Source organism: Bacteroides sp. 224, assembly GCF_010500995.1.
Classification (GTDB): Bacteria; Bacteroidota; Bacteroidia; order Bacteroidales; family Bacteroidaceae; genus Bacteroides.
In genome coordinates, this window is record NZ_QVMK01000009.1 from 26,920 (window position 1) to 53,626 (window position 26,707).

The 26,707-nt window shown below is 39.2% G+C and carries 24 protein-coding genes, 1 pseudogene and 1 riboswitch; of the genes and pseudogenes, 15 read left to right on the forward strand and 10 right to left on the reverse strand.

Annotated elements, in window-relative coordinates; genetic code table 11:
• Nucleotides 1-127 precede the first annotated feature (127 nt).
• Together D0T60_RS06240 and D0T60_RS06245 are read left to right on the forward strand one after the other, a co-directional pair.
• Nucleotides 128-1,141, forward strand: a complete 1,014-nt coding sequence (locus D0T60_RS06240) for an AI-2E family transporter (RefSeq protein WP_163217299.1) — start codon at nucleotides 128-130, stop codon at nucleotides 1,139-1,141.
• Between the two features lie 66 nt (nucleotides 1,142-1,207).
• On the forward strand, nucleotides 1,208-2,380 hold the full coding sequence (locus tag D0T60_RS06245) for a glycosyltransferase (protein WP_163217300.1): 1,173 nt from the start codon (nucleotides 1,208-1,210) through the stop codon (nucleotides 2,378-2,380).
• A 17-nt stretch (nucleotides 2,381-2,397) separates the two neighbouring features.
• Here D0T60_RS06245 and D0T60_RS06250 read toward each other — a convergent pair whose 3' ends face one another.
• Nucleotides 2,398-3,639 carry an ABC transporter permease gene (locus D0T60_RS06250; protein WP_370524395.1) on the reverse strand — a complete coding sequence of 414 codons (1,242 nt, stop codon included), beginning with the start codon at nucleotides 3,637-3,639 and terminating at the stop codon, nucleotides 2,398-2,400.
• Nucleotides 3,640-3,664: 25 nt separating this feature from the next.
• The gene (locus D0T60_RS06255; protein ID WP_163217301.1) at nucleotides 3,665-4,864 is read right to left on the reverse strand and encodes a pyridoxal phosphate-dependent aminotransferase; all 1,200 of its coding nucleotides are present in this window, start codon (nucleotides 4,862-4,864) and stop codon (nucleotides 3,665-3,667) included.
• A 190-nt stretch (nucleotides 4,865-5,054) separates the two neighbouring features.
• Between D0T60_RS06255 and D0T60_RS06260 the strand changes: the two genes are divergently transcribed.
• The 9 genes from D0T60_RS06260 to cysK all read left to right on the forward strand — a co-directional run bounded on the left by D0T60_RS06260 (nucleotide 5,055) and on the right by cysK (nucleotide 19,241).
• Nucleotides 5,055-6,290: a fucose isomerase gene (locus D0T60_RS06260; RefSeq protein ID WP_163217302.1), complete on the forward strand. Its 1,236-nt coding sequence runs from the start codon at nucleotides 5,055-5,057 to the stop codon at nucleotides 6,288-6,290.
• Nucleotides 6,291-6,344: 54 nt separating this feature from the next.
• Nucleotides 6,345-7,034 carry a response regulator transcription factor gene (locus tag D0T60_RS06265; RefSeq protein WP_163217303.1) on the forward strand — a complete coding sequence of 230 codons (690 nt, stop codon included), beginning with the start codon at nucleotides 6,345-6,347 and terminating at the stop codon, nucleotides 7,032-7,034.
• A gap of 17 nt (nucleotides 7,035-7,051) precedes the next feature.
• On the forward strand, nucleotides 7,052-8,815 hold the full coding sequence (locus D0T60_RS06270; protein ID WP_163217304.1) for a HAMP domain-containing sensor histidine kinase: 1,764 nt from the start codon (nucleotides 7,052-7,054) through the stop codon (nucleotides 8,813-8,815).
• Between the two features lie 3 nt (nucleotides 8,816-8,818).
• Nucleotides 8,819-9,748 (forward strand): DUF5106 domain-containing protein, encoded by a 930-nt coding sequence (locus tag D0T60_RS06275; protein ID WP_163217305.1) that lies wholly within the window; start codon nucleotides 8,819-8,821, stop codon nucleotides 9,746-9,748.
• Between the two features lie 38 nt (nucleotides 9,749-9,786).
• A riboswitch (cobalamin riboswitch) is annotated at nucleotides 9,787-9,989 on the forward strand.
• Between the two features lie 26 nt (nucleotides 9,990-10,015).
• Entirely contained in the window at nucleotides 10,016-12,046 is a 2,031-nt protein-coding gene (locus tag D0T60_RS06280) for a TonB-dependent receptor plug domain-containing protein (RefSeq protein ID WP_163217306.1), read from the forward strand.
• A gap of 17 nt (nucleotides 12,047-12,063) precedes the next feature.
• Nucleotides 12,064-14,016 (forward strand): YncE family protein, encoded by a 1,953-nt coding sequence (locus tag D0T60_RS06285; protein WP_163217307.1) that lies wholly within the window; start codon nucleotides 12,064-12,066, stop codon nucleotides 14,014-14,016.
• Between the two features lie 25 nt (nucleotides 14,017-14,041).
• Nucleotides 14,042-14,836, forward strand: a complete 795-nt coding sequence (locus D0T60_RS06290) for a DUF4465 domain-containing protein (RefSeq protein ID WP_239059505.1) — start codon at nucleotides 14,042-14,044, stop codon at nucleotides 14,834-14,836.
• A gap of 699 nt (nucleotides 14,837-15,535) precedes the next feature.
• Nucleotides 15,536-18,151 carry a transglutaminase domain-containing protein gene (locus tag D0T60_RS06295; protein WP_163217309.1) on the forward strand — a complete coding sequence of 872 codons (2,616 nt, stop codon included), beginning with the start codon at nucleotides 15,536-15,538 and terminating at the stop codon, nucleotides 18,149-18,151.
• Nucleotides 18,152-18,293: 142 nt separating this feature from the next.
• A complete protein-coding gene (gene cysK, locus D0T60_RS06300; protein ID WP_163217310.1) occupies nucleotides 18,294-19,241 on the forward strand; it encodes a cysteine synthase A in 948 nt (315 codons plus the stop codon).
• Nucleotides 19,242-19,348: 107 nt separating this feature from the next.
• Here the strand turns inward: cysK and D0T60_RS06305 are convergent, their stop codons facing one another.
• The 4 genes from D0T60_RS06305 to D0T60_RS06320 form a co-directional block, all read right to left on the reverse strand.
• Nucleotides 19,349-19,552: a hypothetical protein gene (locus D0T60_RS06305; RefSeq protein WP_163217311.1), complete on the reverse strand. Its 204-nt coding sequence runs from the start codon at nucleotides 19,550-19,552 to the stop codon at nucleotides 19,349-19,351.
• Complete coding sequence (locus D0T60_RS06310; protein ID WP_163217312.1) at nucleotides 19,549-20,460, reverse strand: hypothetical protein; 912 nt, start codon at nucleotides 20,458-20,460, stop codon at nucleotides 19,549-19,551. The genes D0T60_RS06305 and D0T60_RS06310 overlap by 4 nt, the downstream gene beginning before the upstream one ends.
• A gap of 11 nt (nucleotides 20,461-20,471) precedes the next feature.
• Complete coding sequence (locus tag D0T60_RS06315) at nucleotides 20,472-20,702, reverse strand: hypothetical protein (protein ID WP_163217313.1); 231 nt, start codon at nucleotides 20,700-20,702, stop codon at nucleotides 20,472-20,474.
• 137 nt (nucleotides 20,703-20,839) lie between these two features.
• Entirely contained in the window at nucleotides 20,840-22,009 is a 1,170-nt protein-coding gene (locus tag D0T60_RS06320; RefSeq protein ID WP_163217314.1) for an AraC family transcriptional regulator, read from the reverse strand.
• Nucleotides 22,010-22,150: 141 nt separating this feature from the next.
• On the opposite strand from D0T60_RS06320, the pseudogene D0T60_RS06325 reads away from it, so the two are divergent.
• Nucleotides 22,151-22,241 (forward strand): annotated as a pseudogene (locus tag D0T60_RS06325) (AAA family ATPase); the annotation flags it as partial.
• A gap of 43 nt (nucleotides 22,242-22,284) precedes the next feature.
• Nucleotides 22,285-22,719, forward strand: a complete 435-nt coding sequence (locus tag D0T60_RS06330) for a DUF6078 family protein (protein WP_163217315.1) — start codon at nucleotides 22,285-22,287, stop codon at nucleotides 22,717-22,719.
• Between the two features lie 3 nt (nucleotides 22,720-22,722).
• On the opposite strand, the gene D0T60_RS18930 is transcribed toward D0T60_RS06330, so the two are convergent.
• From D0T60_RS18930 to D0T60_RS06345, 4 genes are all read right to left on the reverse strand, one after another.
• Nucleotides 22,723-22,854: a hypothetical protein gene (locus D0T60_RS18930; protein WP_255491613.1), complete on the reverse strand. Its 132-nt coding sequence runs from the start codon at nucleotides 22,852-22,854 to the stop codon at nucleotides 22,723-22,725.
• Nucleotides 22,851-23,714 (reverse strand): AraC family transcriptional regulator, encoded by an 864-nt coding sequence (locus tag D0T60_RS06335; RefSeq protein ID WP_163217316.1) that lies wholly within the window; start codon nucleotides 23,712-23,714, stop codon nucleotides 22,851-22,853. The genes D0T60_RS18930 and D0T60_RS06335 overlap by 4 nt, the downstream gene beginning before the upstream one ends.
• A 111-nt stretch (nucleotides 23,715-23,825) precedes the next feature.
• Nucleotides 23,826-24,269 (reverse strand): DUF5053 domain-containing protein, encoded by a 444-nt coding sequence (locus D0T60_RS06340; RefSeq protein WP_163217317.1) that lies wholly within the window; start codon nucleotides 24,267-24,269, stop codon nucleotides 23,826-23,828.
• Nucleotides 24,270-24,317: 48 nt separating this feature from the next.
• The gene (locus D0T60_RS06345) at nucleotides 24,318-24,494 is read right to left on the reverse strand and encodes a hypothetical protein (RefSeq protein WP_239059506.1); all 177 of its coding nucleotides are present in this window, start codon (nucleotides 24,492-24,494) and stop codon (nucleotides 24,318-24,320) included.
• A 216-nt stretch (nucleotides 24,495-24,710) separates the two neighbouring features.
• Between D0T60_RS06345 and D0T60_RS06350 the strand changes: the two genes are divergently transcribed.
• Nucleotides 24,711-25,643, forward strand: a complete 933-nt coding sequence (locus D0T60_RS06350; RefSeq protein ID WP_163217318.1) for an aldo/keto reductase — start codon at nucleotides 24,711-24,713, stop codon at nucleotides 25,641-25,643.
• 45 nt (nucleotides 25,644-25,688) lie between these two features.
• Nucleotides 25,689-26,705 carry a zinc-binding alcohol dehydrogenase family protein gene (locus tag D0T60_RS06355; RefSeq protein WP_163217319.1) on the forward strand — a complete coding sequence of 339 codons (1,017 nt, stop codon included), beginning with the start codon at nucleotides 25,689-25,691 and terminating at the stop codon, nucleotides 26,703-26,705.
• The last annotated feature ends 2 nt before the right edge of the window (nucleotides 26,706-26,707 follow it).

Here is a 26,707-nt window from a genome sequence, read left to right on the forward strand (position 1 = left end):
ATAAAAAAAATACAAGTTTTCCGAAATAGGTCACAGAAAAAGCGTAGTAACCTAATTATGATTTAACATTATTGAACCGGAGTTTCTCTTTTTTGTTTATACTATAAGATAATAACAATTATACAATATGGAATTCAAATATCAATACCGAAAATACTCTCTGATAGCAATGCTTCTCATTACAGGAATCGCTATCTTTACAGAATCGATTCCTTATTTGGGTGGTTTGCTGGGCGCTATGACCATCTACATCTTACTACGAAAACAAATGAGTTTTTTGGTAGAAAAGAAAAAGTTCAGAAAAAGCTGGGCCGCAATCTTGTTATTAATAGAAACAATTTTGTTCTTCCTGATTCCCCTGTCTGTTATTGTTATTCTATTGGTAGGAAAAATCAGTAGCATGGAAATTGATGCTCAATTTATTATTGATCCGGCACAAAGAATAGTCGATTTTATAAAAGAAAAAACAGGGTACAACTTATTCGAAGTAAAGAATATGAGTTCCGTAGTATCATTGATACCACGTATTGGTCAGTATTTAATGAATGGAATCAGTAGCTTTGCCATCAATATATTCGTACTCATATTTGTATTATTTTTCATGTTGATAGGCGGAAAAAAGATGGAACAATACATCTACGAAATACTCCCTTTCAGCAATGAAAACAAAAAAGAAGTACTTAGAGAAACCAATCTAATTGTTACATCCAATGCCATTGGCATCCCTCTGCTTGCTATTATACAAGGAGGTATTGCCCTTGTAGGATACTACATATTCGATGCTCCGGCTCCATGGCTACTTGGCATATTAACTGCTTTTGCTACTATTATACCGATGGTAGGAACAACTATTGTCTGGCTACCGGTGGTTGTGTACATGGCATTAACCGGCAATTGGACCAACGCCATTGGTTTAATGATATTTGCAGTTCTTATTATTACCCAGGTTGATAATCTGATCCGTTTTATTCTTCAAAAGAAAATGGCAGATACTCACCCTCTCATCACTATATTCGGGGTTGTAATTGGGTTAACTTTATTTGGTTTTATGGGAGTTATTTTTGGTCCTTTACTTTTGTCAATGTTCATTCTTCTTTTCAATATCTTTAAAAAGGAATATCTGGGGAATAATAATGATTGAAAAAGGATAAACAAAACCTTTCTACCAAAAAAATGTGTACTTTTGCACTGCATAACAAATTGAGATATGGAATCGTTAACAACAGATATACTTGAAATTATTATTTTATCAATTATTGGTATTCTCTTACTTATACAATTGTTCTATTATTTAGGATTATATAACCGGATACTCCGCCATAACAATGCCCGAAAAAAAGGAAATATCCGGTTCTCGGAAGAACTGCCGCCTGTATCTGTTGTTATCTGTGCCAAAAACGAATCGGAAAATATACGCAGATATTTGCCAGCCATTTTGGAACAAGACTACCCGCAATTCGAAGTAATTGTTATTAATGACGGCTCCACCGATGAGAGCGAAGAGCTTCTCACAGTTCTTGAAGAAAGATATCCTCATTTGTATCATAGCTTTACACCAGCCGGATCTCGTTACATCAGTCACAAGAAGTTAGCTTTAACATTAGGTATAAAAGCAAGTAAATATGATTGGGTAATATTTACCGAGGCAAATTGTACTCCTGCAAGTAAAAACTGGCTTAGACTAATGGTTCGTAATTTCACTCCCGGCACCGAAGTTGTATTAGGGCACAGCGGATACGAACGTGTAAAAGGATGGTTTAATAAACGAATCTCTTTCGATACTTTGTTTTTCTCTTTGCGGTATTTAGGATTTGCATTAGCCAAGAATCCTTATATGGGAATTGGCAGAAACATGGCCTATCGCAAAGAACTCTTTTTTAAGAATAAAGGATATTCGGCTCACCTCAATTTACAAAGAGGAGATGATGATTTATTCATCAATCAGATTGCCAATAGTAGAAATACAAGGGTAGAAACAGATCAGCAAGCCATTATGCATATCAATCATTCCGGTTATTATAAAGATTGGAAAGAGGAAAAAATGAGCTATATGGCCACTTCAAGCTATTTTAGAGGTATGCAACGCTATATACTTGGGTTCGAAACATTCTCAAGAGTACTATTCTATTTAATAATCATAGCTACCATCATTTACGGCAGTATGACTAAACACTGGTTGTTGGTAGGCATTGCCCTACTTGCATGGATCATACGGTATGCATTCCAGGCTGTCATTATAAACAAAACGGCCAAAGAGTTGGGAGAAAAACGCAGATATTACCTGACATTGCCTTTCTTTGATTTGCTACAACCCATACAGTCGCTACAATTCAAGCTTTATCGAAAATCACAAGGAAGAGGAGATTTCATGAGAAGATAACAAATAAATTGTTATTGCTATTCATATCTCATAGAAGTAGCCGGATTTATCTTGGTAATCAGGAAAGAAGGTCCAAGCATCATCAATACAGAAGCCAATAGAGTACCTATATTAATCAGAAGGAAGATCCATATATTGATAGACATGGGAACAGAATCTGTATAATACGTCTCCGGATCTAATTTCAACAGATGAAACTGTGTTTGCAAAAAATAGATTGTCAATGCAATGGCATTCCCCCAAAGCATCCCTTTCCCTATCAAGAAGACAGAAAGCCATAAGAAGACCTTACGGATATTATAGTTAGAAGCTCCCAATGCTTTAAGGATTCCAATCATATTAGTACGCTCCAAAATAATAATAAGTAATCCCGATATCATAGTAAAGCCTGCTACCCCAAGCATTAAAACCAGAATTAGCCACACATTCATATCAAGAAAGCCGAGCCAATCAAAAATTTGAGGATTCAGTTGCTCTATATTCCGAACGAAATAGTAATTGCCATACCTATCTTCTTGCTGATCTGTAGCTTCTGCAATCCGATCGGTAACAATACTCAATTGATTATAATCTTTGATTTGTATTTCAAGACCGCTCACCTGCCCGCGTTGCCATCCGTAAAGACGATTAACGGTATAAATATCAGTCAGCAAAAAGTAGTTATCATATTCAGAAGAGTTGGTTTGATAAATACCTTTAATGGTTAATCTACGGGCACGAATATCATTTTCAAAATAATACGTATATATCTTATCTTCTAACTGAAGTTTAAGTTTATTGGCCAGTGTTTTGGATATAAGCACCTCATTGCTTGCCACCGAATCGGTAAAAGCCGGTATTTCTCCTTCCAACAAATGAATACGAAAGAATTCATAATCATACTCCTGCCCTACTCCTTTTAAAATCATTCCCTGAAACGAATCATCCGTCTTTATCATTCCGGGCTTAGTAGAGTATCGCTGTACCTGATCTACCTCAGGATCACCGTACAAAGCATTTATCATACTATCTGCCACAAAAATGGGATAGGTTTCGAAAGAGCGAACCGCATCAAAATTACTAATTTGAATATGAGAGCCGAAACCAATTACTTTACTACTCACCTCTTTCTTAAACCCGATTACCACAGCAACCGCAATAATCATTACAGCCAGCCCGATAGCAATACCGGCCATAGCTATTAATACAGCAGGACGAGAAACTTGTTTGTTCCCATCATTATCCCGATATATTCGCCTGGCTATAAAAAGTTCAAACACAGGAGTTAGGAGTTTAATTTAGCAATTAGAGTGTTCTGCCCGGATAAGCTTCCAAAGCTTTTTCAAGAACAACCAATGCACGCATCAGATCTTCTTTTTTAAGTACATAAGCAATACGAACCTCATTATGACCCAATCCCGGTGTAGTGTAGAAACCGGATGCAGGAGCCATAAAGACAGTCTGCCCTTCATATTCAAACTCGGACAAACACCAGGCACAGAACTTATCAGAATCATCAACCGGCAATTTGGCAACCGTGTAAAAGGCTCCCATTGGAATTGGAGAATAGACTCCGGGAATACGATTTAATCCGTCAATTAAGTACTTACGCCGTTCCACATATTCGTCATACATCTCGCGAGCATATTCTTCCGGAGCATCCAAAGAAGCTTCGGCAGCTATTTGTCCGATAAGCGGTGGACTCAAACGGGCCTGACAGAATTTCATCACAGCATCACGTACCGACTTGTTCTTAGTAATGAGCATACCAATACGTATTCCACATTCGGAATATCTTTTAGACACAGAGTCTATCAATACCACATTCTCTTCAATACCTTCTAAATGGAAAGCAGATATATAAGGAGATCCGGTATAAATGAATTCACGGTATACTTCATCCGAGAACAAGAATAAATCATGCTTCTTCACCATATCCCGAATCTGATTCATCTCTTTACGAGAATATAAATATCCGGTAGGATTGTTCGGGTTGCAAATCAATATACCTTTGGTACGTTCATTAATTAGCTCTTCAAACTTCTCTACTTTGGGTAGCGAGAATCCTTCTTCGATGGTAGTGGTTATGGTACGAATCTTGGCTCCGGCCGAAATAGCAAAAGCCATATAGTTGGCATAAGCCGGCTCCGGAACAATAATTTCATCACCAGGGTTCAAGCAAGACATAAAGGCAAAAAGCACTGCCTCCGATCCGCCGGTGGTAATGATAATGTCATCCGCAGTCAGACTGATATTAAACTTATTATAATAATGTGTCAACTTCTCACGATAACTTCTGTATCCGCCACTCGGGCTATATTCCAAAATACTACGGTCTATTTTGCGTATCGCATCAATGGCGGTTTGAGGAGTAGGAAGATCGGGTTGACCGATATTCAAGTGAAACACATGAGTTCCTCTTTGTTTAGCAGCATCAGCCAGAGGCGCTAACTTCCGTATAGGAGATGCAGGCATCTCATTACCGCGAATTGATATAGTTGGCATGTTTATAAAAATGTTACTATGAAATACTATGTTAGAGGTGCAAAGATAGAGTTTAGCCTATTACGAAGCAAACAAATACTTAACATTTTAAAGGATTGTAATAGATGAAAGAACTTTTAGAGATATTAAGGTGTTTTTTCAAAAGAAAAACGATAAATTTGTCACTTAGAATCTTAATTAAAATACCATAATGACTTTAAACCTCATTACGTTTGCTTCCGCACTAAACAAGAATGTAACAGTGCAAACAGCGCACGAATTAATATTAAGCGAGCTTGAAAATCATTTCTCGATAAACTTTGTCGACCACAAAGATATCCAAAAGCTCACCCAAGACGATTTTTCGATTATCTTCATAGCAACCGGAGGCGTAGAACGTTTAGTGATGCAGTCTTTTGAGTTTCTGCCAAGACCCGTAGTAATGTTGGCCGATGGCATGCAGAATTCATTGGCAGCCGCATTAGAGATTTCATCCTGGCTACGTAGTCGCGGAATCAAGAGTGAGATTCTTCATGGAGAAGTGAAAGCAATCATTCGCCGTATTCAGGCATTATCTAAAAACTTTCAGGCAGAGCGCTCATTAGCGAAAAAGCGCGTGGGAGTTATCGGTACTCCTTCTTCCTGGCTTATCTCAAGCAATGTAGATTATTTGCTGGCTAAACGACGCTGGGGAGTACAGTATATTGATATTTCTTTAGAAAACGTACAAGAAAGATTCGCCCAAATTTCCGATGATGAAGTGGGAGAAGCTTGTGTTGTTTTTACCAATAAAGCTTTGGCTTGCAGAGAAGGTTCTCCCGAAGATTTAATAAAAGCCATGCGCTTATACCGTGCTATCAAGCAAATTTGTACGGAAGAGAATCTTGATGCAATAACCCTCAGTTGCTTTAAGTTAATGGATCTTACTGAAACAACCGGCTGCCTGGCACTTTCGCTATTGAATGACGAAGGCATTCTTGCCGGATGCGAAGGAGATCTTCAGTCCATATTCACCCTTCTGGTTATTCAGGCATTAACAGGTAAAACCGGATTCATGGCAAACCCATCAATGATAAATTCGAAAACAAATGAGGTGATCTTTGCCCATTGCACAATAGGTGTTAAACAAGCCGAGCAATATATCATTCGCAATCATTTTGAATCCGAAACCGGAATTGCCATACAAGGAATTCTACCTACGGGAGTTGTTACCATTGTAAAATGTGGGGGCGAATCATTAGATGAATATTATTTGGCATCCGGCATGCTTACAGAAAACACGAACTATATAAATATGTGTCGCACGCAGGTACGCATTAAGTTAAACAACTCTGCCGGGTATTATTTAAAAAATCCGTTGGGCAATCACCACATTGTTATACAAGGGGATTGCGTAGACATCTTGAATGATTTTTTCCATGCAAATTCTTGTAAGAGAATAGAATAAATAGAGAAATACGCTTTTACCACCCCATTATATACAGACAAATAAGAAAACAAAATGAGTGATTATCGCATTTTAGTAGTAGATGATGAAGAAGATTTATGTGAAATCTTGAAATTCAATTTGGAAAACGAAGGTTATGAAGTAGATACCGCCAACTCTGCCGAGGAAGCTCTCAAAATGAACATTATAAGTTACGACTTGCTGTTGCTGGATGTAATGATGGGAGAAATCTCCGGATTCAAAATGGCCAACATATTAAAAAAAGACAAGAAAACATCCAGTATACCTATTATCTTCATCACAGCTAAAGATACAGAGAATGACACCATCACCGGATTTAATCTGGGAGCCGATGATTATATCTCCAAACCATTTTCATTACGCGAAGTCATTGCCCGTATCAAAGCAGTGCTCAGGCGCACTTCCAAAGAAAATACGGAAAAGGCTCCGGAACAATTAATTCATGAAACATTAATCATTGATGTTACTCAAAAGAAAGTAAGCATTGATAACAAAGAGATAGCCCTTACCAAAAAAGAATTTGAGATACTCTTTCTTCTCCTTCAGAATAAAGGACGCGTATTTTCCCGCGAAGATATTCTTGCCAAAATATGGAGCGAGGAAGTGTATGTATTAGACCGAACCATTGACGTTAACATTACCCGATTGCGAAAAAAAATTGGTAAATACGGTAAATGTATCGTGACAAGATTGGGCTACGGTTATTGTTTTGAAACTAAATAATAAGATCCGGACTATTTATGTCTAAAAGCTTCAAACAATTCTTTTCTTTAGACAGAAAACTATTTTTCTCTGTAATCGGCATATTTATCATCTTTGTAGGTTGTTTTATTGCCTATCAGTACCAACGGGAAAAAATCTACAAAATAGCATTGTTGGATATTCGCTTACAAGATTATAATAACTTGATCAATCTGGAAATCCAGCAACATCACCAGGATTCATTGCAATTTGAAGACTATGCTAATGTTCCGAACATACAACATCTTAGAATTACCATCATCAACTTTAACGGTGATGTTCTTTATGACAGCTTCGAAGGCGCTCACATACCAGATAATCACCAAGAAAGAAAAGAAGTTTCACAAGCATTAAAGTCAGGAAAAGGATATGATGTTCGCCGCTTATCCGAGACTACCGGCATTCAATACTTTTACTCGGCTACACGGTATCAGAATTACGTTGTTCGTACGGCACTTCCATACAGTAGTCAGGTGCAGGAGAGTCTGAAAATAGACATGCACTATATTTGGTTTTCTATTGTAATAGCGTTAACTCTCATTTTAATATTCTACAAATTAACCCGAAGATTAGGAAACTCCATCAGTAAATTGAAAGAATTTGCCCTGCGCATAGAGCATAATGAGCCGTTCAATTTGCCCATGCAATCGAGTTCTTCGGATGAATTAGGCGAAATCTCCCAACATATTATGCAGATCTACCAAAGATTGCATGAAACCAAAGAAGAATTATACATTGAACGGGATAAGCTTATAGCACACCTCCAAACATCTCGCGAAGGATTAGGCGTTTTTGATAAAGACAAGAAGGAGATTCTGGTAAATAACTTGTTTATTCAGTATACCAATATCATTTCCGATTATAATATGGAGACAACAGAAGAAGTGTTTGGTATTCTTGAATTGCAACCCGTTACCGACTTTATAAACAAAGGACAAAAGCGGCGAATGGGAAAGGACGAGAAACGAATGTCGCTCACCATTAATAAAAGCGGACGAACCTTTATGATAGAATGTATCATTTTTCAAGACCAGAGTTTTGAGATATCCATCAATGACGTTACCCAGGAAGAAGAACAAACCATACTGAAACGACAACTAACACAAAATATTGCTCATGAGCTAAAAACCCCCGTAAGCAGTATACAGGCCTATCTGGAGACTATTATATACCAAGATGTAGATCCGGAAAAGCAGAAAGCATTTCTAACCCGTTGTTATGAGCAAAGCAATCGTCTAACGCGTCTGCTTCGCGATATATCCGTATTAACCCGCATGGACGAAGCTGCCAACATGCTGGAAATGGAGAAAGTAGATATTTCGCAGGTAGTGGATACTATTATAAATGAGGTTTCGTTAGAGTTGGAAAGAAAGAAAATCACTGCTACCAATCATATCAGAAAGGATATTCATATACGGGGTAACTATTCTTTAATCTACTCCGCATTCCGAAATCTTATGGATAATTCTATTGCTTATGCAGGTACTGAAATACAAATTATAGTTAATTGTTTTCGTGAGGACGACAGTTTTTACTACTTTAGCTTCGCCGATACGGGAATAGGAGTTGGCAGTGAACACTTACAGCGCCTTTTTGAACGTTTTTACCGCATAGACAAAGGTAGATCACGCAAATTAGGTGGCACAGGCTTAGGATTAGCCATTGTGAAAAATGCCATTCTTATACACGGGGGAAAAATATCGGCTAAACAAAACCAAGGAGGTGGACTGGAATTCATCTTCACACTTGCTAAAGATAAATAAACAATGAAAACTATTAACTATTTTGTATTAATTACTCTTATTATTCTATGCTCATGTAAAAGCGGAAATGCATCCGGACAAGAAAAGGCAGAAGTAAAAGACTCCATACGCAAATTTGTATATACTGAGATTCCTACGATGTATACAGAGCCAGAACAACGAGCAAACTTTCTGGCGAAGCACTATTGGGAGAACTTCAATTTTGCAGATACCAACTATATCAATCTACCGGAGGTTACAGAACAAGCATGGGCTGACTTCTTGAATATTCTTCCTATTACTTCGCCCGATACTGCCGGAGAAGCTATCGAAACAGTATTTAAGAAAGCAGCTGTTGACAAAAAAATGTATCGCCATTTCATCGACTTAGCCGATAAATATCTATATGATCCTAACTCTCCCTTCCGTAACGAAGAATATTATATATCGGTGCTGGAAAGTATGATCAATGGCGATGTATTGGAAGATATTGAAAAAATTCGTCCCAAAGATCGTTTGAATATGGCTTTTAAAAACAGGCTTGGAACAAAAGCTACTAATTTTACCTATACTTTGGAATCGGGTAAACAAGGTACGCTATACAGCATTAAAACAGAGTATACACTCGTATTCTTTAATAATCCCGGTTGCAGTGCTTGTTTAGAAGCTATTGATCAAATGAAATTCTCTCTTCCTATTCTACAAGGAGTAATGGACAAAAAAATAACCATTCTTGCTATGTATGCAGACGAAGACAAGGAAGAATGGAGTAAACATAAAAAAGACATTCCTAAAGAATGGATTAACGGATACGATAAATCATTCATCATTGAAAGTAAGAGACTTTATAATCTGAGAGCTATGCCCAGTTTATACCTCTTAGATAAAGAAAAGAAAGTATTATTAAAAGATACAACAGTATCGGCTATTGAAGCATATTTAAAGAATAAATAAATCAAAGACCTCTTTTATTGTAGATATAAATATTCTTTCTACCTTTGCTCCGCATTGGTTCAAATACTCTCATTTACAGAGTACTGATTAAAAGGGAATCAGGTGAAAGTCCTGAACAGTCCCGCTGCTGTAAGTTTCGGAAAATGTTATGAACAGAACTAAGGCCACTGGATGAAGAATCCGGGAAGGCGTTCATAAACAGAAACGAGTCAGAAGACCTGCCATGCATACATTAATTACTGCTTTCGAGGAAAGAGCAAGAAAGGTATGGGAAGAAATCATTCAATCAAAGTATTTTTAGTATGGGGAGCATTTTGTAGTCTCATGGCTACAAGCGAACTGTGTGCGCAACAAAGCGAGGATACATTGCAAGCTTATAAGATCCCCGAAGTGGTGGTTTCTGAAAGATATCGTACACAAGAAGTAAGAGCTGCCTCTCCTACCCAAACATTAAACAAAGAACAGCTTAAAAGCCTGAATGCTTTACAGTTATCTGATGCGGTGAAGCATTTTGCCGGCGTAACCGTAAAAGATTACGGAGGCATTGGCGGACTAAAAACGGTTTCTTTGCGAAGTTTAGGATCAGCCCATACCGGTATTACATACGACGGAATTAGTGTAGGCAATATGCAATCAGGCCAAACAGATATCGGCCGCTTTTCTTTGGATAATGTAGACCGTTTAGTACTTAATAACGGACAAAGCGATAATATATTTCAGCCTGCCCGTTCTTTTGCTTCGGCCGGAGTTCTGAATATTCAAACATTAACTCCCTCTTTTTCGGAAGGAAAGAATACTAATATAAGTACCTCTCTTAAAGCAGGCTCCTGGGAGTTAATCAACCCATCTTTATTGGTAGAGCAAAAGGTTAATAACAAGTGGGCTTTATCACTTAATGGGGAATGGATGTCTTCAAACGGTCGATATCCCTATACTATGTATTATGCAGATAAGAATGACAGTACCTCCGGCGAAAAGCGAATCAACTCGTCTGTTAAAAAGCTCCGAACGGAAGTTGGACTGTTTGGTAATCTATCCGATACAGAACAATGGCGAGTAAAGGCATACTACTATCAGGCATCCAGAGGAATACCTGGCGCTACCATTATGTATTATAATTTTAGTACAGAACATTTATGGGATAAGGAGACTTTTATACAAAGCTTTTACAAGAAAGAATTCAGTCCTAAATGGGTATTCCAAACGGCTGCTAAATGGAATTGGAGCTATCAGAGATATTCGAATCCTGATTATAATAATGAATCCGGAACACAAGAGAATAAGTATTATCAGCAAGAATACTACCTTTCCGGCTCTCTTCTGTACCGTGCTTTTAACAATCTGTCTTTCTCCTTATCAACCGATGGCAGCATAAATACGTTGAATGCCAGCCAGGAAGGTTTTGCCTATCCCAAACGATATTCATGGCTTACGGCGATAGCCGGGAAATATGTAAACGAACAAATAACTGCTTCCGCTTCTTTGTTGGCTACCGTAGTTAACGAGGAAGTTAAGACAGGGGAAGCTGCCCGGAATCGCCGGAAACTGTCTCCGTACACAGGCATCTCCATTAAGCCTTTTGAAGAAGAAGAGCTCCGGGTTCGCTTTTTCTATAAACACATTTTCCGTTTACCGAGCTTTAATGATCTTTATTATCTCCAGGTAGGAAATAAAAAGCTCAATCCCGAGAACACTTCGCAGTTTAATCTGGGAGTGACTTACTCTAAGGAAATCAATGATTTTATTCCTTTTATAAGTGCAACCATAGATGCCTATTATAATAAGGTAACAGACAAAATTGTAGCTATCCCCAATAAGAGTACTGCCATCTGGACCATTGTAAATGTCGGCGAAGTAGATATCAAAGGGATAGATGCCACGGCCTCTGTTTCTCTGGAACTTTATAAAGATATCCAACTAAATCTCTCCGGAAATTATACCTACCAACGGGTTTTGGACGTAACTGCTTCTGATAGCAAAACCTATAAGCATCAGCTTGCCTATACTCCCCGCGTTTTTGGTTCGGGACATGCAAGTCTGGCAACGCCTTGGGCTACACTCTCCTACTCCTTGCTTCACTCGGGGAAACGATATGTAATGGGTGAAAACAAACCAGCCAACCGAATAGCCAGTTATAGCGAGCATAGCCTGTCATTAAGTAAAGACTGGATGATTAAGAAAGTAAAAACCTCGCTCCAGGTAGAAGTGCTTAACTTTCTGGACGAAACTTATAATATTGTCCGCTACTACCCCATGCCGGGGCGTTCGGTGCGCGCTACTCTCAAAGTTGTATACTAATATATAGATATGGAAGTATGAAGAAGATTTGTTATCTGCCATTAATCTTACTATTCCTCGCCTGTTTCTCCTCCTGTGATGATATGGAAGACATAGACACCAATCAACAAGAAAACGGAACAGTACAAGAAACGGGCACCGAAGAATTATACATACTCTCGGAAGGATTATTCAACCTGAATAATAGCACCCTGATGCGCTATACATTTAAAGACAACAAACGCATACAAGAATATTTCAGAACCATTAACCGCCGCGGATTAGGCGACACAGCGAATGACATGGCTATTTATGGTTCCAAATTATACATCGTAGTCAATGTATCCAGTCAAATAGAAGTCATTGACCTTCAAACCGGACAGTCGATAAAACGTATACCCATGTTGAAGGAAAACGGCAGTGCAAGGCAGCCACGCAATATTGCGTTCCACAAGAATAAAGCTTATGTATGCTCCTTTGATGGCACAGTAGCCCGCATTGACACCACCTCTCTTGACATTGACGGAATAGTGAAAGTTGGACGAAACCCTGACGGTATTTGTGTACAAAACAACAAACTTTATGTATCAAACTCCGGCGGATTAGATAATCCAAACTATGACAATACAGTTTCTGTTATAGACTTATCTTCTTTCTCCGAAACTAAAAAGATCTCTGTGGGAAGTAATCCGGGCAGAATTAAAGCAGACAAATACGGAAATGTTTATGTCGTAGTACGGGGCAACATTACAGACGGTAATTATGCGTTTAAGCGTATTGATAGTCAGACCGATGAAGTAATAGAAACAATGAATGAGCAAGTTTTGAACTTCGATATTGACGATCATATCGCTTACTTATATAACTATAATTATAGTACGAACGAATCCCGGATAAAAGTCTACGATTTAAATACTCAAACAACCATCCGCGATCAATTCATCACAGACGGCACAATATTAGAAACTCCCTTCGGCATCCATGTAAACCCATACAGCGGTAATGTGTATATCACAGAGGCTTATAATTATCAGGTTACCGGAGATGTTTTGTGTTTCAGTCCGCATGGTCAGCTTTTGTTTCGTTTAAATGATGTAGGTATTAACCCCAATACCGTTGTTTTTAGCAACGAAAGCTCGCAAAGCAACATTGATGAACCGGAAGAACCGGGAAAAGCATCGGCTTATGCAACCAAAGTTTTAGAATATTATCCGGCCCCCGGACAGTTTATGAACACTTCTGCCACGGCATATAAAGATGGCTTCACCACCAAAGATGTATTGACTTATGCCGACGAACTTATAAAGAAAAAATCCATTCTATCATTAGGAGGATTCGGAGGATACATAACAATCGGATTCGATCATACCATCCCCAATGTAACTGGTGCGTATGATTTCAAGATTTATGGTAATTCCTATTACAATTCGTTGGGTAAAGGAGGTAGTTCGGAGCCTGGCATTGTATTGGTTTCTAAAGATAGTAATGAGAATGGTCTCCCCGATGATGAATGGTATGAACTGGCAGGAAGCGAATATTATTCTGATAAGGTAATCCGGAATTACGAAATTACTTATTATCGACCTAAAACGCTGCTTTCCGAAATACAATGGAAAGATAATCAAAATTCGGAAGGTGTAATACCTCGAAATGGCTTCCACTCAAGTAACTCTTATTATCCTGCATGGATAGAAGCCGACGAAATAACATACAAAGGCACACGCCTCCCCGATAACGGTATTAACGAAGGAACCGGCTCAGCCGAAAACTGGGTGCAATACCCATTCCCCTGGGGATATGCCGATAATATGCCTAATAACTCGGAGTTTAGTCAATTCAAAATTGATTGGGCTGTAGATCAAAATGGCCAATCGGTACATTTGGATGGCATAGACTTTGTGCGCATCTACAGCGCCATTAATCAGGTGTGCGGATGGACGGGAGAGATCTCTACCGAAATATCTACCATAGAAGATTTACATTTCGAATAATAATCAATACATTAAAATGAGTTTTATGAAAAAGTTACCTTTATGGATGATGCTGATTGCAGCACTCGTATTCACAGGATGTAGTAGCGATGATGACAATGGAAACAACGAAAACAATGGAAATAATGGAAACAACAAAGACAAAGAAGAATACATTATTTCCTTTAATAACCTATTAAGCGAAAAGGAAACATCCTTTCTTGGCAAAAACGGAGTTGAAGAAGGCATGTATCTAAAAGAAGATTTTCAAGATACCCAAAGCTACATTCGCTTCAACCACTATTACAGCGAATACGGATTTGGAGGTGGATTTACCTATACCAATACTACCAATAAAACCACTCCCGGATATCTAAACCTCAGTGCAATAACCGGAACCGGTAAATACGAAGATACTTATTTGACTATTAAAACGGATAATTTCACAAAAGCCCGCCTTACGATTCTTAATCCTGCAAAGTATGCCCTAAAAGAAATGTGGATTACAAACTCCACTTATGCCTATTTAGCTATGAAAGATGGAAACGATGGTTATCTGAATAATACCAAGTTTGGAGTAGACGGAAAAGAAGATACATTTCTACTCACTATAAAGGCTTATAGCGATGCCGATAGTAGCATTGGCCATAAAGAATTCTATTTAGCTGATTTTCGAAATGGCAAATCAGCAATTGTTAATGATTGGGTAAGGCTTGATCTATCCGACCTTGCAAATACTAATTATTTAGAATTTGAGCTTACCTCAACAGACAATAATGAGTATGGAATGAAAACTCCTGCTTATTTCTGTATAGATGGAATTACTATAATTGAAAAATAAGACATAGCAACTTGCATATTGTAAATCGACTCTGCCAAGAAGATTTTAGTTATCAAAAACAGGGTGTAGATTTCATTATTCCGTACCTAAAGAGGAGGTGATAACTTTCAACGCAAAATAGAGCGATTTAAAGTTATCACTTTTCTTTTATTTCAAAAGAAAACACGATCAGAAGAAAGATATTAAAGCAAATATAGAACCAAATATCCATATTTCACTAAAAACAGCAACCATATTAACAAAATAATTCACCTCATTTCTCACAGCATTCCAGAATTCCGGCAGAATATTTATTAAGTGTTCAGAATTAATTCATATCTGAGCAGTCACCCCGATAGGGGTTATGCACATATTACCCCTGTCGGGGTAAATGCTTGCAGTTTAATTAATAGATGAATTAATTTTGAATACCTACTAAGTATACAAAATCATCTTTTTATTCCCCAAAAACAATCATTTCAGTGAAATGCTATATAGTACTTGGATCAAATGCAATAAGCATTTCATTCAAATGATTACTTCATTTAATGAGTTTGCTATATAGTAAAAGGAGGTTTAAGAGAAAAAATAAGTTAGTAAACATGCGAAAATTGGAACTCATGGAATAAAGACACCATACAGACAACTATTTTAAATGAACTCTTTTTGATTTTACTGTGGATTATTAGTAGTTTTGTATATTATTAATAATAACACTCTATGAATCTCAGAAATTTACTTCTTACCTTATGTGCATGCGTGATTTGTATAGCATGTAACAATGATCCTCATTTTATTACTGACGAAGCGACTCGTCAGCAGATAGAAAATGATCTTCTCGCCAAGCAACAAGCTTTACCACACGGCGACCTATTCAATGTTCTTAACCAAGAAATGACAACAAAGGAAAAGGAAGCCCTTCAGTTCCTTTATGCCTATATGCCTATAGGAGATATTGCCGATTACAGCGGCGATTTCTATCGGCAAAACATACAAGCTTCTTTCCAAGCTCAACGCGAAATGCCTTGGGGGCGCTCCATACCCGAAGTACTCTTCCGTCATTTTGTACTTCCCGTACGTGTGAATAATGAAAATATGGACGAAAGCCGTATGGTATTCTATAAAGAACTCAAAGATCGGGTAAAGAATCTTTCTTTATATGATGCAGTTCTGGAAGTAAACCATTGGTGTCATGAAAAAGTTATATATACTCCTTCGGATTCCCGCACCAGTTCTCCATTGGCTTCGGTTCGTACAGCTTACGGCCGTTGCGGAGAGGAATCGGTATTTACAGTAGCTGCTCTTCGTGCTGTAGGTATTCCTGCTCGCCAGGTATATACTCCTCGTTGGGCGCATACAGACAATAACCACGCATGGGTAGAAGCGTGGGTAGATGGCAAATGGTACTTCCTGGGTGCTTGCGAACCCGAGCCCGTTTTAAACATGGCTTGGTTCAACGAACCCGTAGCTCGTGGTATGCTTATGCACACCAAAGTATTTGGTAAATACAATGGCCCCGAGGATATTATGGAGGTAACTAACTGTTTCACAGAAATCAACGTAACAGAGAATTATGCACCGGTTTCTATGTTATCAGTAAATGTACAGGATAAAGAAGGCAATCCCGTACCCAACGCTTCCGTTGAATTCAAGCTATATAATCATGCAGAGTTCTATACCGTTGCCCAAAAAACAAGTAATGAGGAAGGTAAAGCCTTCTTGTCTGCCGGAAAAGGCGATGCCTTGGTATGGGTAACTAAAGACAATAAGTTTGGTTATCAACAAGTATCCTTCGGAAAAAACGATAGCGTAGTAATTACATTAAGCGAAAATGCTTCAGACTTTACTCCTATCAACCTTGAAATGGAAATTATCCCACCCGTAGAAGGAGCAATCAAGGTAGAAGTTACAGATAAACAAAAAAAGTATAACAGCTATCGTTTAAACGAGGAAGACTCCATTCGTAACATTTATGTATCTACTTTCTATACAGAAGAAAAAGCCAAAGAACTGGCTAAAGAATTAAATATAGATACCGATCAAACCATTCGCTTTATGATAGGAAGCCGTGGCAACTGGTCGTCTATAGAAACTTTCCTTCGTACTGTATCCGAAGAAGACCGCTCCAAAGCGATGCATCTGTTAAGTGTTATTTCGGATAAAGATTTAAGAGATATCCCAACTGATATTCTATTAGATCACCTTCATACTTCTAATCCACGTGTGAGCAATGAAATGCTTACTGCCTACCGCTCTTTCTTTAAAGAAGTTATTGACAGAAAAATACAGACTGCTACTCTCGGTGATGCATCATACAAATTAATTATGTGGGTAAACGATTCTATAAAAATAGACGACACTCTCAACCCTCAAAGAATACCTATTACACCTATTGGGGTATGGAAAACTCGTGTGGCAGACAGACACTCGCGCAATATTCTCTTTGTTTCAATGGCACGCAGTCTGGATATCCCTGCACGGCTCGAACCGGTAACCGGTAAGGTGCAATACATGAAAACAGATAGCTGGATAAATGTAGATTTTGAAGAAGGTACTCTTAGCATAAACTTTCAAGGCGATGTTGTAGCTTCTTACAAAGCCAGCAAGGTGTTGGAAGATCCCAAAGAAGGTACTCATTTTACCATTGCAAAGATTCTTCCAAACGGAAAACTTCAAACTCAAAACCTTGCCAGTTACGGTAAAGGAAATGGTTGGAGCGAACTACTTAAAAAGCCCTACACGTTGGATAAAGGAAATTATATCCTTGTAACCGGTACCCGTATGGCCAAAGGTAATGTATTGACGAAAGTTATATCCTTCCAAGTAAATCAGCAGCAAACTACTAAGATAGATTTGGTTATGCGCGAAAACACCGACGATATTCGTGTAATTGGTAACATTGATGCGGAAGCCAAATTCAACTTAGCCGACACCGGCAAAGAAACAAGCATTTTAGCAACCACAGGGCGCGGTTACTTCATTATAGGTATTCTCGGTTCTCGTCAGGAACCAACCAACCACGCTATGAGAGACATTGCTGCTGTTGCTAACAAGTTTAATGATTGGGGACGCAGCATGATTCTACTGTTTAAGGATGAACAGGATTGGAAGAAGTTTGATACAAAAGAGTTCGGCACATTGCCTACTACCATTACTTATGGTATTGATACTAACCAAGTTATCACTAAAATGATTGCCGGCGGCGTGAAACTGTCATCCAAAGATACGCTTCCGATATTTATTATCGCAGATACCTTCGGAAGAGTTGTATTTGTATCTCAGGGTTATACAATTGGACTTGGAGAACAGATAATGAGTGTTGTAGGCAGAATATAATTCTTATAATATGAAATCTAAATACCATCCAACTTATACCGGATGGTATTTTTTTTTGCCTGTTCCATAAAAAAACGACATCAATCAGAACGAAATAGTCTACAAATTTGTTACTTTGCCATCATACTAATAAACTAACGTTATGGAAAGGATTGCTAAAAGGTTAACAGATTTAATAGGTAACACCCCCCTCCTTGAACTGGAGAGTTTGAGCGAATGGGTAGGGAATAATAGTAGAATCATCGGTAAATTAGAATATTTCAATCCATTAGGAAGCGTCAAAGATCGGGTTGCCCTTGCCATGGTTGAAGATGCAGAAAAGAAAGGGCATCTCTCTCCCGGAGATACGATTATAGAACCAACCAGCGGGAATACGGGCATTGGGCTTGCTTTCGTATCTGCTTCCAAAGGCTATAAGTTAATTCTTACCATGCCCGATACCATGAGTCTTGAACGAAGAAATCTGTTAAAAGCCTTGGGAGCCGAATTAGTGCTTACTCCCGGTGCTTCGGGCATGAAAGGTGCCATAGAGAAAGCCGAAGCATTACACAAAGAAATAGATGGTTCCATTATCTTACAACAATTCGACAACCCGGCCAATCCACAAATACACACGTGGACCACAGCCGAGGAAATTTGGAGAGACACAGCAGGCAAAGTAGATATTTTTGTAGCAGGAGTAGGAACAGGCGGCACCATCAGCGGAGTAGGAAAACGTTTGAAAGAGCTTAATCCTGCAATCAAAATTATCGCAGTAGAACCGGCCGACTCTCCGGTATTATCGGGAGGAGCCCCGGGTTCTCATAAGATACAAGGTATTGGTGCGGGATTTGTGCCTAAGAACTTCGACCGCTCCATTATAGATCAAATCATAACCGTAAGCAACGATGATGCCATAGCCACAAGCAGAGAGCTTGCTAAAAGAGAAGGTTTATTGGTAGGAATTTCTTCCGGAGCAGCCGCCTTCGCTGCCATGGAAATAGCTAAACTAACAGAAAGTAGAGGAAAAAATATTGTAGTTATATTACCGGATACAGGAGAAAGGTATTTATCGACTGTATTATATGCTTTTGAGGATTATCCTCTCTAATAAGCCCCCCAAAAACAAGCGGCATAAACGCCTTCCACTCTTTCTGGAAGTCGTTTATGCCGCTATTATATTTTGCCGGGAGCAGTTATGCCACGGGCAAAGAAAGATTAAGGATAAACCAAACCGGTGGCACCCCAGCTTACAATGCCATCGGCGGCGGTGCCGACTAAGGCTGTGTTCATGGTAGTGTAGCAATCGGCTAAATATTCTTTAGCTGTGGAGTCGGTGGCGGCATTTGTATTTGCACCTACACCTTCGGTTAAACTGCTGTGTTGCCAGTAGCATGTGTTGGCTGAACCATCATTGTTCAAATATCATTGTGTGGTATGATTGAGCCATCGCCCAAGTTATCAAATTGTATTCTGGCTGTGTACATCAGCCCTGCCTGAAATGGGTTGGTGGTGCTATTGGTTGCTGCATTGAATTGCCCTCTAAAACCACCTTCTTCTTCTAATGCCACTTGTATAGATCCCAAAGGTTTATTTGCTACCGGAAACAAGGGGATATATACATCGAAGGTGTTTGTACTTCCTGCCGGGAAGCTGTAGTCGGTTAATGTATATTCGATACTGGTTTTTTGAGTAGTAGAGGACTGCGAGAAGCATGTGCTTCCTGCTGCCAGCACAACTTTCTGTGGAGCTACATCTAACGAGGGCTCTTTTACTCTGAATGTAAACTTGAGTACATACGCCATGTGCTCGAAGGCGATGGTGCTGGGACATTCGCCGTTTTCGATGGTAATGCCTTTGGCTATCATGGGTAGCTTTAGCCCTGCAAAGGGTTGGGCGCTGTTAGCCGATTGGGTACTGGGTACAACGACTTCTTTACCTAGATTTATATCGGCAAAGTATATTTTCCCGTTCGTAACGTTCACTCCACTTACATCGCCTACCGCTGTAAAGTTTGCTGTTTTGCCCTCGTTGGTAATATCAGTGGCGGCTTCAATTTTGTAGGTTGCTTTTATGGCGTTGCCGTATTCTGCGCGCACAAATATTTCGTCTCCTACCTCCCATCTTAGTTCCAGCTTTTCGGCTCCAAATACTCCGGTGTCGGTAACGCTCATGCGTGTATCGGCCGGTGCTGACATGGTTGCTGTAATGGTTGCTTTGGTGTTGGGGGTTTGTGGCTGTTGGTTCAGTACGTCATCGTTTGTACATGCCACTGTTGTTGCTATGGCTATTATGGCCAGTGCATGGGTAAATAAATTATTCTTTTTCATCGTAAGGTTGTTTAGAAAGTTAATAGATCGTTCAGCATATCTTCCAGCTCTTGCAATGAGTTTGTTTGCTGGTGTTTGGTTCCGATGTGTGTAGCTCTGGATCTGCTGCTTTGAAAAATACCTCCTCCGACTCCAACGCCGGGCAGTGTATTACTTCCAGTCATTACACTGGCTTCGTTTTGTACTTCAATCACCTCTATTTGAGGTTGCAAGTAGACTTGCTTGCAAGTTAAATTCTTCATATCTATATGTTCTTTTTAAAATGTCTTCAAAATTAAAAACACAAAACAGATATGACATCAACAGTTGCCATGTATTTGTTAGCAATGCGTAAAAGTATTTAGCAATGCGTAAAAAAAGGAGGGTTTAGCCTATTGGTTCAGCGTTTTCTCCACTGGCGAAACGTTAAACCCGTTTGTTTTTTAAAAGTACGACTAAAAGTAGAAGCGTGAGTAAAGCCTGACATTTCGGCTATTTGTTCTTGGGTAAAGAGTGGGTTTTCTATCATCAACTCTTTAGCGTATTCAATGCGTTTGTGATTGATAAATTCATAGAAATTGCATTGAAACTCTTCATTGATTATACGCGAAACATAGGTGCGGTTCGTATTAAGTTCGAGGGCAATATCGTCTAAAGTAAGTGCAGAGTGAAGAAACATTTGTTTTTCGTCAATCAACTGATTGAACAGCAAAAACATTTTATTTATATGAGCCTCATTTACTTCTTCAAGAGGTTCGTTCTCTTCTGTGGGTAGTTCTCTTTCTGTATAGGAAATGTATTGGGAAATGAACTTGGTGTTGTACACATGATACCCCATGTAGAAAACACATATACCTGTCAGACCCATAATTATGTACTTGGCCAAATAATAGGTTTCGGGAGAAGCTCCCCATAAAAAAGCAGCCGCAAGCCCGATGAACAGAAAAACAAAAAGCCCAATCAACACTGCTTGGTTGTTCTCTATGGATTTTCCTTCTAAATTGGAAAAGAAGTTTTGAATCCCCTTTTTATAACGGATAACATTTAATGTAGAAAGAAATAATACAGCTATTGTTTGGATGAAAAAAACGACATAGAATATTTGCAGACTCACTAAGTAAAGCAACCATTGGAGTGTTCCCGGTGTAAATTGGTAAGTATCCTGATTTTCGATTACTGTTTGTATGTATTCGATAGACCGTTCTTCGCCCATGCACAAATAAAGAAGAGCGGAAACACCTCCGAGAACAAGCCCGGGCAGAAACCATATATATTGTTTCCACGTTAATTTCTCTTTGGTGTTCAATGCCCAAAAATAAAGATAGAGAAGTGGGAATATAAACAAGGTTAGGGTTATATCAACTACATCTAATTTATAATAAAGCTTATAATCTTCAATACCTCCGAAAAGCATAATCCATATAAATGAGCAGGCACCCAACACAAACATGCATACCATCCAAATATTTTGAGGTCTGTTATTGTTTCTTTTATTCAACAGTAGAAGCACTGCCCAGCATAATGAGATAAAGCATGGCAAGTGCAGAATCATGCTATGTATAATATTCATATTGTAGTTTTGAAGGGGACAAAGATAACAGTTTATTAAAAGCCTGTTTAAATTTTCCACAGAATAATTATTTTCGTTTTTTATCGGATGCGCTTATTTATCATCATTTTATGTACATTTGTATTATAAAAATTAGATATTATGACTACAGCCAACCGCAATCTTCCCATTGGGATACAAACTTTTGAGAAAATACGTACAGGAGACTACCTATATGTAGATAAAACTGCTATGATCGTGCCTTTCACGTTTAATCTTTCTAAACAATTTATAAAATGACCCCAGAAATCAACTACTCGCAAGCCCCTCATAATTATACGATCTGCCTGAAACGCGAATGCCCTCAGGCAAGCACTTGTTTAAGGCAACTCATGGAGCAAAGTGTGCCGGCAGACATCTACTGTTGGGCAATTATCAGTCCCAAATATCTGGCCTCCTTAGAAGGCACTTGCCCATATTATCGATCTTCTACAAAAGTGCGTTATGCTAAAGGCTTCATCAAGCTGTTAGAAGCTCTGCCTCATAAACAGATGCAAATTGCTATCTCTCACCTCATCGGCCATTTTAGCCGGAGAACTTATTACCGGATTCGCAAAGGAGAACGCTTGCTTTCTCCAACCGAACAACAAAAGGTAATGAATATACTTAAAAACTGCGGAGTTACTGAACCTAAAGAATTTGATGCTTACGTGTATGATTATGAATGGTAGTAGTCACAGCATTGTGCCACAGGTATGGCATGTTTGTGCCACAGGCATGGCACGTTTGTGCCACAGGCATGGCACAGTTGTGCCACAAGCATGGCACAGTTGTGCCACAGGCGTGGCACAATTATCGTGTGTCATCCCCCCACCCTCTTCCTATACCCCCCCGGTCTTTCTCCCGTCATCTTTGTAAAAAGCCGGCTGAAATAAGAAATATTCTCGAAGCCCAATCCATAAGCTATATCCTTAATGCTTTTAGTACTATCAATCAGCATTCTCAATTGCGCCGTCTCTATCTTTTTCCTGTTGATATACTTACCCGGAGTACAATTCATCTCCTTATGGAAAAGGCGAATAAAATGATCTTTCGTAAGGAAACACAGACCGGCCAGATGATCAATATTGATGGGATTATCAATGTTTTTATGGATATAATAAAGGCTTTTTAAAATGCGATCCTCCAAATGCACCTTTTTAAATCCGGCCTTTGCCAAAAAGCGGGAAATGAGTAGCTGAATAATACTCTGCGTCTCCATTTCAAAAGCCAGCGGACTTCTTTGCTGAAGCGCCATATTTTGAGCAACTGTGGCAGAATTATCATACCAATCCGGATCATAATACTGAAGTTCGCTTGCGGGATTTATTTTCATCAACCGTTCAATAAGATGAATATCCAGAAAATCACTCTCCACTTCCATAGGGAAATCAACCAAATCAAAAATACTCAGATCTTTACCGGGTGCCTCGTAAATATGGATATAGTACAATTCCAGAATATCGTTGCACTCATATCCATGCTTTACATAAGAAGGAGTAAGGTAAAGACAGTTTTCCTTTAACTCAACTACGCCGTCTTCGCGGATTATTTTGGCACTCCCCCGCTTCACATAATGAATCCTTGCAAAAGGACTATGTATGTCCTTCCAGTTCCAGTCGGCATTATGATAGGCATAGCCCACATTCAATAAAATGAAATTTCTTTTAAGCTCTTCCTTGTTCATTATCAGTGCTATTTGAAAGTAAAAGTAAGCAATAAAGTCGATGGAGTACATATTTTGGTCGATAAAGAAAAGCCCCATGAGAAAATCATGAGGCTTTTACGGGTGTGTTCATTATAAAGTATGCTCTATCTGTCGAGCTGACTTTTGGAGTATTTGCCCCAAATCTGTAAGGGCGGTTATCAATTTTTTCTTCTCATTTTCGGTAAAAGTGGCAGGCTCACCATTAACCTGATAACCATTAATTCGCTGATTAAGCCACGAACGCGACTTACCAAAATAACGAGATGCAATGTATGACCACGAAACGGCTGGGTAAATTCTATCCAGTACCAAACGCAGGTTTACATCTGAAATTGTTTTTTCGGACTCTTCAATGGCTTTCTTTCCACCTCCGAGAAATGCCTGACTAAAAAGTTCTTTTTCTTCTTCACTTTTCGAAGCTACTACTTTTTTCATCTTCATTGAAAAAGCCGCTTCCTCATCAGGTGTTGAAAGCTTACAGAATTCATCCAGCAAATCTTCCAATTGTTTTTTTTCTTTTTCAATATCTGCCATAATCTTTGTTTTTGTGGTTCATGAAGCGCTCCCCAAATGGGGAGCTTGTCAATCTTTCAATTGTCGAAGCAGTTCAATCAATTTATCCAACTGAATATCAATCAGCTTCTCCAATTCCCTTCGGGAGAAACCATCGCGAACGACTTCTCCACCATAAAGGGTATAGAACCGTAGAATCCTCTTCACATGTTCTATATGAGCTTTTAGCTCTTCATGATTCGACATACTTCAATGAACACAACACAAAGATAATATACATTTGTATATTAAGCAAGCTTTTACGATTTATTTAGCTTCGTATTCCCCTGCGCCATCCTTATCCAGCTGATTTTCAGAAAGCCCACAGAAAAGTCGATAAAGTACATATTTTGGTCGATAAAGAATAAAAAAACTACCACCATAATTCATAGCTTTGCAAACATATATACTATAATACATATCATGGAATACAGAGAAATTGGAAAAACCGGCATGAAAGTCTCTAACCTTAGCTTCGGAGCCTCGTCATTAGGAGGAGTCTTTCATTCAATCAAAGAAGACGAAGCCATAAAGGCAGTATTTACAACAGTAGAAAACGGAATCAATTTCATTGATGTATCACCTTATTACGGACATCTCAAAGCCGAGTTGGTACTGGGTAAAGCATTAAAAGAAATCAACCGGAGCAAATACTATCTATCCACCAAAGTAGGACGTTACGGAAAAGACGGAGTAAACTATTGGGACTATTCGGCACAGAGAGCTACCGAAAGCGTTTACGAAAGCATGGAACGGTTAAATGTCGACTATATCGACCTCATTAATATCCACGACATTGAGTTTGCCGATCTTGAGCAGGTTTGTAAAGAAACCCTTCCCGCTTTGGTAGAACTAAGAAACAAAGGAATCGTAAAACACGTAGGTATTACCAACCTAACCCTCCATCATTTTAAATATGTAATAGACCATGTTCCCGCAGGAACGGTAGAAAGCGTACTTTCTTTTTGCCACTATTGCCTCAACGATGATGCGTTGACCGATTACCTCGATTATTTTGAAGAAAGAGGAATAGGTGTCATTAATGCTTCTCCTTTTTCGATGGGACTGCTTACCGAACGTGGAGCACCCGACTGGCATCCCGCACCAAAACCTCTGCAAGACCTATGCAAAAAAGCAGTAAACCACTGCAAAGCCAAAGGCGAATCCATAGAACAATTGGCAGTTAAGTACTCCGTTTCCAACCCTCGTATTGCAACCACGCTATTCAGCACATCGCGCCCCGAAGCCGTATTGCAAAACATTAAATGGGCAGAAGCACCCTTAAACGAAGAGCTATTGAAAGAAGTGCAAACCATACTGAAACCTCGTCTTCGCGACACATGGTTAAACAGTTGATTTATGGAAACTAATGGATCGAATATTTAAACTATTATAAATAAGATGAGAGCTATCACAATAGTAGAAGAAGGTAAAGTCGCCGTTATTGAACGGGATAAGCCAACACCCAAGCAGGGCGAAGTCCTTGTTAAAATAAAACATGTAGGATTTTGCGGATCGGACTTGAATACCTTCTTAGGAAAAAACCCGATGGTAAAGCTACCCGTGATACCGGGACACGAAATAGGAGCCGTAGTAGAAGAAGTAACAGAAAGCGTTCCCGAGAACATAAAGCCTCAAATGTCGTGCACAATAAATCCATATACCAATTGCGGACACTGTCCTTCGTGCCGTAACGGACGCCCCAATGCCTGCCGGTTCAACCAAACATTCGGCGTACAGCGAGATGGTGCCATGTGCGAATATATAGCTGTACCTTGGCAAAAAGTAATTGTAGATAACAGCATAACACCCCGGGAATTTGCATTGGTAGAACCCATGAGTGTGGGTTTCCACGCTATCTCTCGTGCCGAAGTAACAGATCTGGACGTAGTGTTAGTAATCGGCTGCGGAATGATAGGCATCGGAGCCATTGTTCGCGCCGCATTAAGAGGCGCAAGAGTTATTGCGATGGACGTGGATAACGATAAGTTGAATCTGGCAAAAAGGCTGGGAGCAAATTACACCATCAATTCCAAAACAGAAGATGTACACAGCCGATTGCAGGAAATAACCAACAATGCAGGTCCCGATGTCGTAATCGAAGCCGTAGGAGCGCCAATCACCTATCAGACAGCCATAAACGAAGTAGCCTTTACCGGACGCGTAGTCTGCATCGGTTACGCCAAAACAGAAATAGCCTTTGAAACCAAATACTTTGTACAAAAAGAACTGGACATCAGAGGATCAAGAAACGCCATGCCCGAAGACTTCCGCGCAGTAATGGAATATATAAAACGAGGAACGTGCCCTTTCGATGAGCTAATCAGTGGTATATATCAACCCGAACAAGCGCAACAGGCACTCAACGACTGGGCGAAAGACCCCGCTAAAGTATTCAGAATACTTATCGAATTTTAATA